16 protein-coding genes and 1 pseudogene are annotated in these 14,864 nt (G+C 41.6%); 2 read left to right on the plus strand and 15 right to left on the minus strand.

Features of this window, described 5'->3' with window-relative positions; genetic code table 11:
* Window positions 1-632: 632 nt before the first annotated feature.
* Window positions 633-1,790 (minus strand): FAD-dependent urate hydroxylase HpxO, encoded by a 1,158-nt coding sequence (hpxO, locus tag AZH43_RS05325; protein ID WP_067667355.1) that lies wholly within the window; start codon window positions 1,788-1,790, stop codon window positions 633-635.
* Between the two features lie 205 nt (window positions 1,791-1,995).
* On the opposite strand from hpxO, the gene alc reads away from it, so the two are divergent.
* Together alc and AZH43_RS05335 are read left to right on the plus strand one after the other, a co-directional pair.
* Window positions 1,996-3,000 carry an allantoicase gene (gene alc, locus AZH43_RS05330; protein ID WP_067667357.1) on the plus strand — a complete coding sequence of 335 codons (1,005 nt, stop codon included), beginning with the start codon at window positions 1,996-1,998 and terminating at the stop codon, window positions 2,998-3,000.
* 12 nt (window positions 3,001-3,012) lie between these two features.
* Window positions 3,013-3,510, plus strand: a complete 498-nt coding sequence (locus tag AZH43_RS05335; RefSeq protein ID WP_067667359.1) for an ureidoglycolate lyase — start codon at window positions 3,013-3,015, stop codon at window positions 3,508-3,510.
* A 56-nt stretch (window positions 3,511-3,566) separates the two neighbouring features.
* On the opposite strand, the gene AZH43_RS05340 is transcribed toward AZH43_RS05335, so the two are convergent.
* From AZH43_RS05340 to AZH43_RS05405, 14 genes and pseudogenes are all read right to left on the minus strand, one after another.
* Entirely contained in the window at window positions 3,567-4,286 is a 720-nt protein-coding gene (locus AZH43_RS05340) for an outer membrane protein OmpK (RefSeq protein WP_067667361.1), read from the minus strand.
* A gap of 129 nt (window positions 4,287-4,415) precedes the next feature.
* Window positions 4,416-5,774, minus strand: coding sequence for a nucleobase:cation symporter-2 family protein (locus AZH43_RS05345; RefSeq protein ID WP_067667363.1), 1,359 nt, complete (start codon window positions 5,772-5,774; stop codon window positions 4,416-4,418).
* Between the two features lie 32 nt (window positions 5,775-5,806).
* Window positions 5,807-6,127 carry a hydroxyisourate hydrolase gene (gene uraH, locus AZH43_RS05350; protein WP_067667364.1) on the minus strand — a complete coding sequence of 107 codons (321 nt, stop codon included), beginning with the start codon at window positions 6,125-6,127 and terminating at the stop codon, window positions 5,807-5,809.
* The gene (uraD, locus tag AZH43_RS05355; RefSeq protein ID WP_067667366.1) at window positions 6,124-6,627 is read right to left on the minus strand and encodes a 2-oxo-4-hydroxy-4-carboxy-5-ureidoimidazoline decarboxylase; all 504 of its coding nucleotides are present in this window, start codon (window positions 6,625-6,627) and stop codon (window positions 6,124-6,126) included. Before uraD ends, uraH begins: the two co-directional genes overlap by 4 nt.
* Before the next feature lie 143 nt (window positions 6,628-6,770).
* Complete coding sequence (gene puuE, locus AZH43_RS05360) at window positions 6,771-7,733, minus strand: allantoinase PuuE (RefSeq protein ID WP_067667368.1); 963 nt, start codon at window positions 7,731-7,733, stop codon at window positions 6,771-6,773.
* A 567-nt stretch (window positions 7,734-8,300) separates the two neighbouring features.
* Window positions 8,301-10,001, minus strand: coding sequence for an urease subunit alpha (gene ureC / locus AZH43_RS05365; protein ID WP_067667370.1), 1,701 nt, complete (start codon window positions 9,999-10,001; stop codon window positions 8,301-8,303).
* Between the two features lie 32 nt (window positions 10,002-10,033).
* Window positions 10,034-10,345: an urease subunit beta gene (locus AZH43_RS05370; RefSeq protein WP_067667372.1), complete on the minus strand. Its 312-nt coding sequence runs from the start codon at window positions 10,343-10,345 to the stop codon at window positions 10,034-10,036.
* A 16-nt stretch (window positions 10,346-10,361) separates the two neighbouring features.
* A complete protein-coding gene (gene ureA / locus AZH43_RS05375) occupies window positions 10,362-10,664 on the minus strand; it encodes an urease subunit gamma (RefSeq protein ID WP_067667374.1) in 303 nt (100 codons plus the stop codon).
* A 108-nt stretch (window positions 10,665-10,772) separates the two neighbouring features.
* Window positions 10,773-11,657 carry an urease accessory protein UreD gene (locus AZH43_RS05380; protein WP_067667404.1) on the minus strand — a complete coding sequence of 295 codons (885 nt, stop codon included), beginning with the start codon at window positions 11,655-11,657 and terminating at the stop codon, window positions 10,773-10,775.
* A 28-nt stretch (window positions 11,658-11,685) separates the two neighbouring features.
* A complete protein-coding gene (locus tag AZH43_RS05385) occupies window positions 11,686-12,252 on the minus strand; it encodes a HupE/UreJ family protein (protein WP_067667376.1) in 567 nt (188 codons plus the stop codon).
* 17 nt (window positions 12,253-12,269) lie between these two features.
* Complete coding sequence (ureG, locus tag AZH43_RS05390) at window positions 12,270-12,884, minus strand: urease accessory protein UreG (protein WP_067667378.1); 615 nt, start codon at window positions 12,882-12,884, stop codon at window positions 12,270-12,272.
* 38 nt (window positions 12,885-12,922) lie between these two features.
* Complete coding sequence (locus AZH43_RS05395) at window positions 12,923-13,588, minus strand: urease accessory protein UreF (RefSeq protein ID WP_067667380.1); 666 nt, start codon at window positions 13,586-13,588, stop codon at window positions 12,923-12,925.
* Window positions 13,575-14,057 (minus strand): urease accessory protein UreE, encoded by a 483-nt coding sequence (gene ureE, locus AZH43_RS05400; RefSeq protein WP_067667382.1) that lies wholly within the window; start codon window positions 14,055-14,057, stop codon window positions 13,575-13,577. Before ureE ends, AZH43_RS05395 begins: the two co-directional genes overlap by 14 nt.
* 554 nt (window positions 14,058-14,611) lie before the next feature.
* A pseudogene (locus AZH43_RS05405) lies at window positions 14,612-14,864 on the minus strand (IS3 family transposase); the annotation flags it as partial.

Here is a 14,864-nt window from a genome sequence, read left to right on the forward strand (position 1 = left end):
TGTATTTACAATGGCCATAGGCGGCATGCTCATGACAGTGGATCATCCTAAGAACGCAATAAAACTGTATAGGATGGCGTTGACGGCTAATCCTAATCTTGCTCGCTAGGCCTCTTTAAGGTCTTGTGACTGAATAAGCCTAGATAAATCAGCATACTGATACATTGCCATTCCGACACCATAAGCATGATTTTTTGTTTATATAACTGTACCATTAATGCGGTTGCCGCAATCTGGCTGATCCCAGCAATGACAATATGCATTGCATAACGTGATGTAAAGCTAACCAGAAATGATATAGGCTGACTCTGATATAAAAGGTCAAATAAAGAATCTCAAAAGGAAAACCCAGAATAAATCGCGCCAGTGTTACTCCATAGACATCGACAGTGATACCGCGTTGCTGTTGAAATACATTCCTCAGGCCTGCAAATGCAGCCATGAGCCTAAACAGACCCCATATAGATTCATTACTTGGCCTTATTAAAGCTATAAAAAGCAAGTAATTTACAACTTCATCACGGAGTTTTCTGAATCATTTCATCCAAATGGTTTTAGTGATTTGAATTTTTTGTGACCTATGCTTATCAAAAAGCCCTTTATCAAATCAGGGCTCTTGAGCTACCTGAATATCAATCCAATGGATTACCAATAATATTGCTAATAATTCCGTTCATAATATGCGGTCCCTGTTCTTTGCGTAGTTCTTCATACCATTCCTTTGTCACGCCTTCATCTTTCATATGCGTTACATCACAGCGTTTGCGTGCACGCAGCACCAATTCATTAGCGCGTTCATTGCGTTTGTTTTGATAACGCTTCAAAGAATCCTCCAAGCCCAAGGTATTAATTTGCAAAGCGCGAGATAAATAAATCGCATCTTCCATCGCTTGGCAGCCACCTTGTCCGATATCAGGCGTTGTACTGTGTGCAGCATCACCAACAATCACCACACGCCCTTTATAGTATTGTGCAAACGGTTCAATATCATGAATTTCTACACGATTGGTTTTCTGCTCATTGATATGGTCAATTAATTTCTGAACTTGCGGGCACCATCCTGCAAAGTATTCTTTTAATAAAGTTTTATAGCAACTGCGATTATTTTCTAAACCCGCTGTAAGAGGCACATCAAAGAAAAAATAAAAACGATGATCTGCCACTGGCATTAATGATACTCGCTTGCCCTCACCAACATAGGTCGTCCATTGATCAGCGGGCGCATACTCTTCTGAAATTTCAACCAAACCATTCCAGTTTACATAGCCTGCATAACGACGCTCAACCTGTTCACCCAATACATAAGCACGGGTACTTGAATGTGTGCCATCTGCACCGACTAATAGTTGTGTTTGCACTTGTGTTCCATCTGCAAATTGCACTGTAACCACATTATCGGCTTCTGTAAAAGCCAACATTTTTTTGCCTAAATGAATATTGTCACGCCCAAACTCATCCATGAGCATATTTTGTAAATCGGAACGCGATACTGGATACGGACGCTGTCCAACTTCTTCTATCAGAGGATGCAAGCTGAACTGTGTCATCACCTCACCTGTTAGGCCATCCATATAGGCCAAGTTATTCATTTGTCCGCCAAGTTTTGCAACCTGATCTGTTAATCCTAAATAATTTAAACATTTAACCCCATTAGACCACAAAGAAATGGCTGCCCCTATCGGGAGAATTTTTTCTGCTTGTTCATAGATGGTGACTTGATGTCCAAACTTTTTTAGTGCAATTCCTGTGGTTAAACCGCCTATGCCTGCACCAATAACTGTAATTTCCATCTATAACTCCTTTATATATTTAAGTATCTGCACCACAAAATGCTAAAAGCGTGCCATTTTTTACCTAACACACTTAAAATTTCAAAAGTTGGCACAAGCTGTGCTTCTAAACATATGTAAAAGCTTGTTTTATCGATTTTTCATGGTGAATCACTAAAAAAAACAAGTCTATTCATTTGATTAATAAAGTTAATGGAAGATATTTATGGCAACGTTGCTTGCACCAATCTTTGATGTTCCTACCCACATACAGCCACTGACTAATCTGGCAGATGACCGAATTGGTGCAGAAATCATAGGTTGTTCGGATGATTTTTTTGCTGAAGCAAAACGCATGCTGCAATTCCATCCACCGATATTTGTAGAAGATAAATTTGATGAACATGGAAAATGGATGGACGGTTGGGAAACCCGCCGCAAACGCTATGCAGGCTATGACTGGGCCATTATTAAATTAGGGGTGGCCGGCAAAATTAAAGCACTCGATATCGATACCACTTTCTTTACAGGGAACTATCCTGCTTCTGCCGCTGTAGAGGTGGCTTATGCACCAGATGGGGACTTGAACAGCGTAAAATGGATAAAAATTTTAAAAAATAATATTTTAAATCCAAGTGATCATCATATTTTTAATATTGATACCGATCAGGTTTTTACTCATGTGCGTTTAAACATTTATCCTGATGGTGGCGTGGCACGGTTTAAAGTTTATGGTGAAGTCCAAATTCAAAGGCAACGCAACAACGAAACTTTAGACTTGCTAGCTTTAAAAAATGGTGGTCGTGTAGTTGCTTATAGTGATGCGCATTTTGGTCATCCACGCAATCTGATTAATCCGGGTCGCGGCATCAATATGGGCGATGGCTGGGAAACCAAACGCCGCCGTACCCCCGGTTTTGACTGGTGTCTTCTAGCTTTGGGTCAAAGCGGAAAGATTGAAAAGGTTGAAATTGATACCGCCCATTTTAAAGGCAACTTCCCTGCCCAAGTGTCCATACAAGCCATCTATATCGAAGATGCTACCGATCAGCAACTCATTCCACAAAGCATGTTCTGGCCATTTTTACTAGAGGCACAAGATATGCAGATGGATCATATTCATACGTTTATAGAAGAAGTTTTGAAACAGGAAAAGATTTCCCATATACGGGTCAACATGATTCCAGATGGAGGGATTAGCCGGATTCGGCTCTGGGGAAAGGTAGATTAACTGATGAATAGTATGAGCATGACAAGCATAAAAATACAGCAGTTAACCACTGAAAACTTTCTGCCTTATGGTGATGTCATTACATGCCAAGGTAATCATTTTTTTCACATCAATAATCAGCGGACCGAGCGTTACCATGCTTTGGCAGAAGTAGAAAGTGATGCCAAGGTTGGACTCAGTATCTTTAAAAATATTCAGGCCATCACCATCCCTTTTGAAATTGCAATGCTAGAAAGACATTCTCTAGGTTCACAGGCTTTTGTTCCTATGCAGGCCCAACGGTTTTTAATTGTCGTTGCACCGAGTCTTGATTCTGAAAAACCAGATCTGAATCAGATCCAGGCATTTATCAGTGATGGGTCACAAGGTGTTAATTATCGTTCAGGTACATGGCATCATCCTTTACTGACTCTTGAAGCCCCCAGTGATTTTGTGGTGATTGACCGTATTGGCACTGGCCCAAACTGTGATGTTTATTCTTTTCCGGAAAACATTCTTATAGAATCTTAAGCAAATAAAAAGCCCTTGTTCACAAGGGCTTTTAAGTATCCTAGCCATAACTCTGCTTAGAAATGATATTTCACTAAAGCACTGACATTGTTTTCATCAGCATTCTTAATGCCATATTTGTTGGTCCAAACCGAATGTTCAATACCTACATATAAGCGTGTGTCTGGAGAAATATGTTTACCGGCATTCCATTTCCACTGTGTGGTCCAGTTCCGTTCGCTTTCATGGTCATCTTCAGAGGTTGACCAGTCGAGGAAACCATCTATTAAGAAATCTTCAGAACCTAATTTCAATGGAATACCATAAACGAAGGTTAACTGGTAATCGTCATCAATTGAGTCATTGTTCGCACGGTATAAATTCACTTGTGCATATTGGAAATAAGGAATCGCTAAGTCTACACCGACACCATACAAGTAGTTATTAAACCCCTCACCGCCTTCCCAAGTGGTTGCAACCAAAACATCTTTAATCGGCCCAAGTTCGAGTTTTTGACCTGTGACTGCACCTAGGCTTAAACGCGGTGAAGCTTCAAAATACGTTTCTTTACCGCTTACATCGTTGTCAGTACGGTCAGCAAAAGCGAAGAAATCGCCATATTTTAATTTTGCAGTGTATTCAAAAGTTGCCGTTGACTGTTTATCTTCACGCGCAATCAGTTCATAGTTACTGCCATACAGGCCAGTAATACTGAAATCTTGCCAGATCGGTGCTGCATGCGTGCCGATTGCTGTTGTTGCCAGTACTGCTGCAGTCAAGAATTGTGTTAATTTCATAAAAACTCTGCCCCAAAAGAAAGAAAATAATTACACAATTACTTAAGCAAAAATGAAGCCAAATTTTTAATTTTTGGTATAAAAAAGCCCATAGATATGGGCTTAAATGCAGAGTCAACATTTGCGGAATTAATGTTGTGTATCTGCCGCTGGTTTAGAGTTAATAGGTGTATGAGCCTTTAAAAAATTCAAATGATTAAATAAGAGATTAAGAATAACAGCCATCAAACAAGTTGAGCTAATTCCTGAATGGAATAGTGTCTGCACCCATTTGGGGAAGTTTGCATAAAATGAATGGTCAATTATCGGGATCATGCCTGCAGCAATCGCGGTTGCCACAATAATCAGATTTTTTTGTTCATTATAATCAATTTTAGCCAAGGTCCGAATGCCACTGGCTGCCACCGTACCAAAAAGTACCAGGCCTGCACCGCCTAATACTGGAACAGGAATGGCAGCAATTAAACGGCCCATAATAGGCAGTAAACCTAAAACCACTAAAATCATGCCCCCTGCGGCCACCACAAAACGACTTTTCACCCCAGTAATAGCGACTAAGCCAACATTTTGTGCAAATGCGCTTTGCATGAATGAGCCAAAAATAGGCGCAACAGCACTAGAAAGCATATCCGCTCGCAGGCCATTCGAAATACGTGCCGCATCAACATCGGTACCTATAATTTCCCCCACAGCGATAATATCCGCAGTGGTTTCGGTCATGATGACTAAAGTAACAATCAGCATGGCTAAGATTGCAGTAAACTCAAAGGTCGGCAGTCCAAAAGCAAAGAAACTCGGCACTTGTACCCAAACCCCATTAGCGACTTTAGAAAAATCACCAAAGCCAAAAGCATAGGCAAAAACACTGCCCAATATAATGGCAAGTAAAATTGATAAACGACGGATTGTCAGATTGCGGGTTAAATTCAAGCAGATCACAATAGCCAAAGTCATCAGTGCAATGCCAATATTTTCTACGCTGCCCCATTCTGGCGCTTTGCTGTTACCGCCCATCATCCAACGTACCGCCACTGGCAGCAACGATAGGCCAATCACAGTAATCACGCAGCCTGTCACCACAGGTGGAAAAAATCTTATAATCTTGGAAAAATATGGTGCAAGAAAAAATCCAATTAAAGAGGCGATAATGACCGCGCCATAAACAGCTTGCAAACCGCCTCCGGTGGTGACGATCGCCACCATTGTCGCAACACCGGCAAATGACACCCCTTGAACTAAAGGTAACTTTGCCCCGATATATTTCACCCCTAGGGTTTGCAACATGGTTGCCAAACCACCGACAAATAATGCTGCCGCTATCAGCAAACCAATTTCAGTCGGTGACAGTCCAGCCGCTGTGCCAATAATCAGCGGCGGCGCAATAATGCCGCCATACATGGTCAAAACATGCTGTAAACCATAAGCAATGCTTTTTACAGCGCCTAAATATTCGTGTTCTGGCGATACTGTTTTACTTTGCTCTGTCATTCTTTCTTCTCCCTAAACGTCAAAAAATAAAATTAGCTTCCACGATATGTGGAGTACGCGAATGGGCTAATCAGTAAAGGAATATGAAAATGCTGCGCTGCATCTTTCACATAGAAATGAATGACAGCTTTGGGAAAGAAAGTTTCCAAGCCCAAGGTTTGAAAATAAGATGCTGTTGCAAATTCAAGGCTATAAGCTCCGGCTTTAAATTCGGTTAAACCAAAATCAGTCACCCGGCCATCAGTATCGGTAAATTCTTCACCAACCAAAGTGCCATTTTCAGAAAAAAGTTTGATCGCCACTTGTGCCGCGGGTTTGCCAAGATGAGTATCTAATATATGGGTGCTAATCATGCGTGCAGCTCCTGAGACAATCTTAACAAGGCGATTTCTGCCAGTTGATTATGGACAATGCGTTTCTCCATGTCTGGATCATTTGCCAAACGGTATTCCAGAGCTTGAAGCACTTCTTCGCTGTTTAATCCAAAGGCTTTAATGAGGAAGATGTAGCCATATTTTTTTTCATAGGCGATATTGCCTTTAAGTAAAGCTAGCTGGGTTTCTTCATTCGGTTTAATGGATGTTTGCTCACGGTTAGAAAAGTTCTTTTCGATTTCACTCAATTCAGCCTGTGCTTTTTTCTCGCCAATACGCGGGTGGTTATCCAAAGCTGCTTTAATTTCTTCCCATGCCCATGTTTCCGCCTGCTGTTTGGCCGACTGCATAACTGCTTCAATTGATGCATAAGGGCGCTTCGCTGCTATTGCGGTCGACCAGCTGGGTATTTGCACGCAGTGCTTTAAAAAACTAATGGCATCTTTTGGTGATGCTTGATTAAATTCAACGAGTTGCACTATTAAATCGCCTGATTATATTGAATATTTGTTCAAAACTAGTTTTGCAATAACAATGCCAGATTTGTTTTCTGTATTATTTTATAAAGTGCAAAAATCAAAAAAAGAGAACCCAAGGTTCTCTTTCTAAATATATTTTTTAATTATACCGCATGGTGTTTATACCAATGTTCAGCAATATCGCCACGTCGACAAACCCAGACCCGATCATGAGTCTTAATATAGTCCAAGAACTTTTGTAGTGCCTTAAACCGTCCTGGTCGCCCTAAAATACGACAGTGCATCCCGATCGACATCATTTTTGGCGCAGTTTCTCCTTCAGCATAGAGCACATCAAAGGTATCTTTAAGATATTGATAGAACTGTTCACCGCTATTAAAACCGCCCGGCGAAGCAAATTTCATGTCATTGCTATCTAAGGTATACGGGATAATCAAATGAGGATGTTTTTCACCACTCGCCGCAGTCACGGCGCTCCAAAATGGTAAGTCATCACCATAATAGTCACTGTCATATTTTATCTGGGGAAATTCAGCCAGTAACTGCCGTGTATTTGGACTGTCGCGACCGGTATACCAGCCCATTGGCGCTTCGCCAAAAAGCGCCTGTAATACACTGATGGCTTGATCCATGTGCTGGCGTTCAGTATCAATGTCTATGTCCTGATAATGCAGCCAACGCTGACCATGGGATACTACGTCATAATTAGCTTCTTTGATTGCTTCGACAATATAGGGATTACGCACCAATGCCATGCCCACGCCAAAAATGGTCATGGGTAAATTACGTTTTTGAAATTCTTGATGAATCCGCCAAAAACCCGCACGTGAGCCATATTCATACATAGAATCCATGGACATATGTTTATCTGGAAAACTTGCTGCGCCAATAATGTCAGATAAAAACTGCTCTGAACCTGCATCGCCATGTTCTATATGATTTTCGCCGCCTTCTTCATAATTCAGTACAAACTGTACCGCAATACGGGCTTGGTTTGGCCATTCTACTTTTGGAACATCCCCATGATAGCCAATCAGATCACGTGAATAGGGCTCGCTGCGAATATCTTCAATCAGTTCTTGGCCGCGTAAATAGGCTGTAGTCACGTCAATTCCCTAATGTGTTATATCAATTTTCTATAATGGTGATAAGCAATTTATGCGCCAAAAAGATTCATTTAATTCTTTCTAAATTCACCTATTAGTTTAGCCGACTGCTCCATACTATCGAATGCAATTGGAATCTTATCGTCTGATGAAACGAATGGTGAAAAATGATATTTTTAAACTTTTCAAACCTTGCTTTATTTTTCTTATGTAGTTTTTCTGAGTCTTCTGCATAGTTGTGAATAAATTGACAAATATGATTTTTATGCCGAATGCTTTAAATCTGAATCCGGTTTTTCCATTGCTTGACTTGAAACAGATCTTATTCTATTCATTACATTCTGGAATTCATTTGCCTTTAATGAGAAACTCATTGATAACCTAAATTATTTTACAACATTAATATTCTTTTAAATCAAAAACTAAAGAAATTTGAATATAACCTTCACTCAAAGAGAGAATGATCTTTTTCAAAATTTATTTAAATAATAAGAATTCCCCAACCTGAACAAGGTTTAAAGTACAGCTTTAAAACTTAGCGCAAGTAAGGGTTAGGAAAAGATCAAATCAAAATAAGAAATACCTTTGTGCCATCGGCAATACTTCCGCCGGTTCACAGGTCAAATGCATGCCATCCGCACGTACTTCGTAAATCTCCGGATCGACTTCCATGACCGGTGTATAGGTGTTGTGCTTCATGTCTGCTTTAGAAATATTGCGGGTGTTTTTCACGGGTGAAATTATTTTTTTCAGCCCTAATTTTTCCGCTACACCATTTTCAATACCCGCTTTCGACAAAAAGGTAATACAGGTGTTATGTACCCCTCGCACGTTTGCTCCAAACATCGGACGGTAATGCACTGGCTGTGGCGTTGGAATGGAGGCATTAATATCACCCATCGGCGCAGCAGCAATCATCCCACCCTTAATAATCATGGCCGGTTTCACCCCGAAAAACGCCGGTTTCCACAAGACTAAGTCAGCCAGCTTCCCTTCTTCCACCGAACCGATTTCATGGCTTAAACCGTGGGTAATTGCAGGGTTAATGGTATATTTGGCAATATAACGCTTTACCCGATTATTATCGTGCGCGGCATTATCACCTTCTAGTACACCTCGCTGCACTTTCATTTTATGTGCAGTTTGCCATGTGCGAATAATCACTTCACCAACACGGCCCATGGCTTGTGAGTCAGACGACATCATCGCAATTGCACCCAAGTCCTGCAAAATGTCTTCAGCTGCAATGGTTTCGCGGCGAATCCGACTTTCTGCAAAGGCAACATCTTCCGAAATAGCCGGATCAAGGTGATGACAAACCATCAACATATCTAAATGTTCATCAATAGTGTTGATGGTATATGGACGCGTCGGATTGGTGGAAGACGGCAAAACATTGGGCTGACCGATGGCCTTTAAAATATCTGGGGCATGTCCGCCACCCGCACCTTCGGTATGATAGGTGTGAATGGTTCGGTTTTTAAATGCAGCCAGAGTTTCTTCTAAAAAACCACTTTCATTAAGTGTGTCGGTATGAATCGCGACCTGTACATCATATTCATCCGCCACTGTTAAACAATTGTCTATGGCTGCTGGGGTTGATCCCCAATCTTCATGCAATTTTAAGCCCACCACACCTGCTTCAATCTGTTCACGAACCGGATCCGGCAAACTCAAATTGCCTTTGCCTAGTAAACCTATGTTCATGGGTAAATCATCTATGGCTTGCAACATGGTGGCAATGTGCCAAGGCCCTGGAGTAACTGTAGTTGCAGAAGTCCCAGCTGCCGGCCCGGTACCGCCTCCAATCATGGTAGTCGTACCGGACATAAGTGCTGTTTCAACTTGTTGTGGACAAATCCAGTGAATATGGCTATCAATTCCACCTGCAGTGAGAATCTGCCCTTCGCCAGCAATGACTTCAGTCGCGGCACCTAAAGGAATAGTGATATTGGGCTGAATATCTGGATTTCCTGCTTTACCAATTTTCCATATTCGGCCATTTTTCAAGCCGACATCGGCTTTAACAATGCCCCACCAATCGATAATTAAGGCATTGGTAATAACGGTATCAGCAACATCTTGCGCCAAGAGCTGGGACTGCCCCATCCCATCCCGAATCACTTTACCGCCGCCAAACTTGACCTCTTCACCATAGGTGGTCAGGTCCTTTTCAACCTGAATAAACAGTTCAGTATCGGCCAAACGAATGCGATCCCCTAACGTGGGGCCAAACATTTCCGCATAAGCGCGGCGTGACATTTTCATGATTTATAAACCCTTATAATTTTGATGCAATTTTATGAGTCGAGCTTACCCATCACTCGTCCTGCAAAGCCATATACCTCTCGCTTTCCAGCCAATGCGATAAGTTCAATATTTCGGCTTTGCCCGGGTTCAAAACGCACAGCGGTACCGGCAGCAATATTTAAGCGGTAACCGCGCGAAGCCTCACGGTCAAATTGCAGCGCATCATTGGCTTCAAAGAAATGAAAATGTGAGCCAATTTGAATCGGTCGATCACCCGCATTGGCTACAGATATTTTTAAAGTTTCACGACCGACATTCAGCTCAATATCTCTATCTGGAGTAATGACTTCGCCAGGAATCATAATCTTGTCCTTATAATTAAAGAATCGGCTGATGTACCGTGACCAGTTTCGAACCGTCCGGAAAAGTCGCTTCAACTTGCACTTCAGCAATCATTTCAGCAATCCCCTCCATGACATCATTGCGGCTAAGTAAAGTCGTGCCGTAATGCATCAATTCACTGACGCTCATACCGTCACGCGCACCTTCAAGTAATGCTGCAGAAATAAAAGCAATAGCTTCTGGATAGTTCAATTTTAAGCCGCGAGCTTTACGGCGTTCAGCCACCAAACCAGCAGTAAAAATCAACATTTTGTCTTTTTCGGTTGGATTGAGTTCCATAAACGATTCCTAATTCATATATTTATGTCTAAGCAAAATGTGTGCAAGATATGCCTTGAATCCCTTCTCTTTTAGGAAAGGTTTAAAATGAAAGCTAAGAAAAATAAACTACGTCCGCCAAATTCTTGGAAACTCTTCGTCTAAATCAAACCAATAACGTCTTAATTTGGCGCGAATAGCGGCAAAAGCATCGTGACATTGCCGTACATCGTCACCTAAAAAACGTGCACAGATGACATCATCTAACAAAGTTAAACGGACATTTACTTTCATGCGCATCATCAGCTCACGAATCACAGCAACATGTTCATCTAAATACATACTCGAACGATATTTTTCCGGCGCAACCGCCCAAAAACTTCCCATCACTGCATGACCATTCATCCCTAAACGAGAAGTTAGCCAGCGATCATTTCCGCTAAAATTCAAGCGATCTGCGACCAACAACCTGTTATCACGCAACAGCTGAAACTGGTTGCGATATTGACCTTCAGTAAAGCATTCTTTACGGGCTTGGCGGCCAAGCACCAATATGTCCCAGCCAATAAAACTCGCTGCAATATCTAAATGAATAAGGGTTTCAGATTCGGCATGGGCCCCATTAAACAGCATGGTTTCTTGCGGTAGCCATTCAAAAACTGCGTTGTCTTTTAAACGAATATGAATATGCTGAAAGGCTTGCTTGGCATTTGTTTTGTACCATTTTCCTGCACCGGGTGTGGTTACCAAAGCATGTGCATCCTTATCAACTTGAATATCAAAAGTCAGATGATCTCCGCCTGCAATACCCGCCGGCGGATGGACAATAATGGCATGACAAACTCCGCTCTTTTCCGGCCACAACATTTTTTGTACCCGTACAGGTCCGCTATGTTTTCGATATGCTAAGGTCGTGCGCTGATTCGCAGCTTGATAAGAAAAACCCAGCTCAAGGCAGGCGTACCAAAACTGCGATGGGTTCTCAGCAGTTTGCTGGATGCGGAAATTCAACATATTCATAAGCAATACTGCTTAAAATACATTAAGCGAGACCGATAACAGCAAGGATGGCAGCCAGTGCGGCGATAATTTTTCGGCCATGCGGCAAATATTTTTCAGTCAATGCACCTAAGCCTAAACCCATCAGATAAATGATCGACATCGCAGAAACCATACCTAACATAAGTTGCAGCATGTGTCCTGATTGTCCCAGTTCATTGCCATGTGCCACGCCATGAAAACTTCCTAGCACCATGATTGCAACAGCAAAAATACGGTTAGATTTCATCAATAACGCTGTCGCCAAAACCGCCAAAGATAAAACAATGCCGTACTCGGCAAAAACATTAGGTAATATTTGCTGCTGCCCTAAAATAAAGCCTGTAATCATCGCTACTGCCAAACCGAAAAAACCTGCGACTTTCCAGCGTTGTGTGGCCTTCCAGAGCAGGACACCGAAAGCAATCGCCATGGTTAAATGATCTAGGCCGGTAAATGGATGGCTAAATCCATTCCAAAAACTGCTTTCATGGACATGACCAGGATGTGCCATAGCAATCATCGGCAAGCTCCCTACAGCAACAACAAAAAATCTTTTTAACTTTAACATTGACAGCACACTCCTGCTTAAGCCTTAAATAAGCCTTGTTTTTCAATAAAGGATATTATGGATTCCAGTCCATCCTTGGTTTTCATATTGGAAAATAAGAATGGTTTCTCGCCGCGCATGCGTTTGGCATCTTGATCCATCACATCTAAATTGGCACCCACCATTGGCGCCAAGTCAGTTTTATTGATGATCAGCAAATCGGATTTGGTGATCCCTGGGCCGCCTTTACGTGGAATTTTTTCTCCGCCCGCCACATCAATAACATATAACGTTAAATCAGATAGTTCGGGACTAAAAGTGGCCGCCAAATTGTCGCCTCCACTTTCAATAATAATCAGCTCTAAGCCTTCAATTTTTTCACATAAATCATCAATGGCCGCTAGGTTAATCGAGGCATCTTCACGAATTGCGGTATGAGGACAGCCACCAGTTTCTACCCCCACAATGCGATCGGGCGACATCGCTTCATTACGGGTCAAAAAATTGGAGTCTTCTTTGGTATAAATATCATTCGTCACAACTGCCATATTGTATTTTTCACGCAAGGCCTGACATAAATTTAAGGTTAATGCGGTTTTACCCGAACCGACCGGACCACCAATTCCAATACGTAATGGGCTACGTTCTGACATTTTCAAATTTCCTCATTATCTTTCTAAATTTTCTAGTGTTACGACCTAAACAAGCGTGAGTATTGGTTTTCATGATGCATGCTCAGCATGGCATAGCGCGGTAAAGCACTGCTAATCTGGTCGTCTTCTAAAGCCAAAGCACGTGTGATGACATCTGGAACTAAACCATGTAAATGCCATAAAATACGTTGTCCGCTCATCTGGCCTAAGGGAATGGTCTTAACTGCAGCCAAAACCTGATTTTCAAGTACAGTAAAGGTATAAGCTGTCAGTACATCCGCACTATTCAACGATAACCGCCCGCATAAGTCGGCATATACTGGAATAAAACCAAACTGTTTTTTTACGGTCACAGGCTGTTTTAAAACATCGCGAATCCACGCATTCAGAGAAAAAGCCAATTGCTTGGATTCTGCCAATAATTCTTTGCTTTCACGGCTAGCTCGATATAAATTTGCCCAATAATCAAACGTTTCTGCTTGGTTGTAATTTTGCATAAGACGCTTTAACAAGGGGAGTTCAAAGCGGCCTAACAGCATTTCAAGTACATCTTCGAAATACGCTATACTGGTTATTTCATCATGAATTACATCCAGTTCAATCGCGCTTTCCACACCTTGCGAGTAACAATAAGCACCTATGGGCAGTGCCGTTGAAGATAGGGTTAATAGACTCAGCAATTGGGCGGCATTAGTGACTGACATGATGCAAGGCTTTAATCGGGCTTAAACGATGATCATGGTGGTGCTGGGCATAGGCGCCACTTTCAGGTTCAAAAGGATGTAAGACCTCTTCAACATACAGGCCTAACCCGATCACCATTTCTTCGAGCACATGATCAGGTTCAAAATAAAGTGCGCTAGGGCTAAGCATTAAGGGTACATGACGATTGCCCAAATGATAGGCTGCTTTAAGCAAATCGAAAGCATGTTCAGCGGTTACTTGCATTAACTTTTCAGCTTTTGCTTCAACTCGTAAAATATCGCCGGTTTCGGTTGAAATATAAGAACCGCTACGCAAAATGCCTGTTCGCGGTAAATCTGCACCAATATCGACCCCATTTTTTAATGTTGCGCGAAAACGACTCTTTTGACGCACATCAAATGATAATTCGATATTTTCACACCTCTGATTCGAGTTAAACCGCTCTAACCGTTGAGTATAAATCTTCATTTTTCGCTCCATCACTGTCTTTCTTGAATCATGAGCAGACTCAAAATGATGCAACTTTCGCAAAATTGCATCATTTTGATAGTGGAGCAATTTTCATACCAATTTATAAATCATAAAGAGAGTTTAAAATAATATGCTTGTTAAAATGTTATACGTAGCAACGCTTTTGTTGTACAAATCTATTTCTAAAGACTGACTCAGTAATATAATTTTCAGATGAATAAAACTGCATCTAAAATCAACAGTACAAGCAATTGCTCTTCTTATAGCTGAGCTTTTAGTAAATCAAAGAAAGCTCTCAATATGGTTTGATTCCAATACTCAAAGGCATGCACAAACAAGAACGAAATCAAATCTATTCAGATACAGCTATTCAGTGCTGTTTAATTATGAAATTCTCATTCCATTTAGCACTGCAAATAATCATCGAATCTATTCAAAGTCTCATTCGTTTTACAGACAAGATTGGACAGTTCCAGATTACTCCACTCTCTTTAGAAGACGACTAAAACATCTTATGGACTGCTCCCAGTATCCTAGACATTGAAGTAGCCTCATTTTGAAGCTGCTTCAAAGGCTTCTGGGCTCATTCCATCAAGATGCGAATGGCGCCTGATTCGATTGTAAAACATCTCGATGTAATCAAACACATCCGCACGCGCCATTTCGCGTGTTTTATAGATTCTCTTTTTAATTCTTTCCTTCTTCAAACTACTAAAAAAGGATTCAGCAACAGCATTGTCCCAACAGTTCCCCCTGCGGCTCATGCTGGGAWTSMCARAKMKSARGMSSAMAMGYYKGAACWSY

This window comes from Acinetobacter pragensis, from assembly GCF_001605895.1.
Classification (GTDB): domain Bacteria; phylum Pseudomonadota; class Gammaproteobacteria; order Pseudomonadales; family Moraxellaceae; genus Acinetobacter; species Acinetobacter pragensis.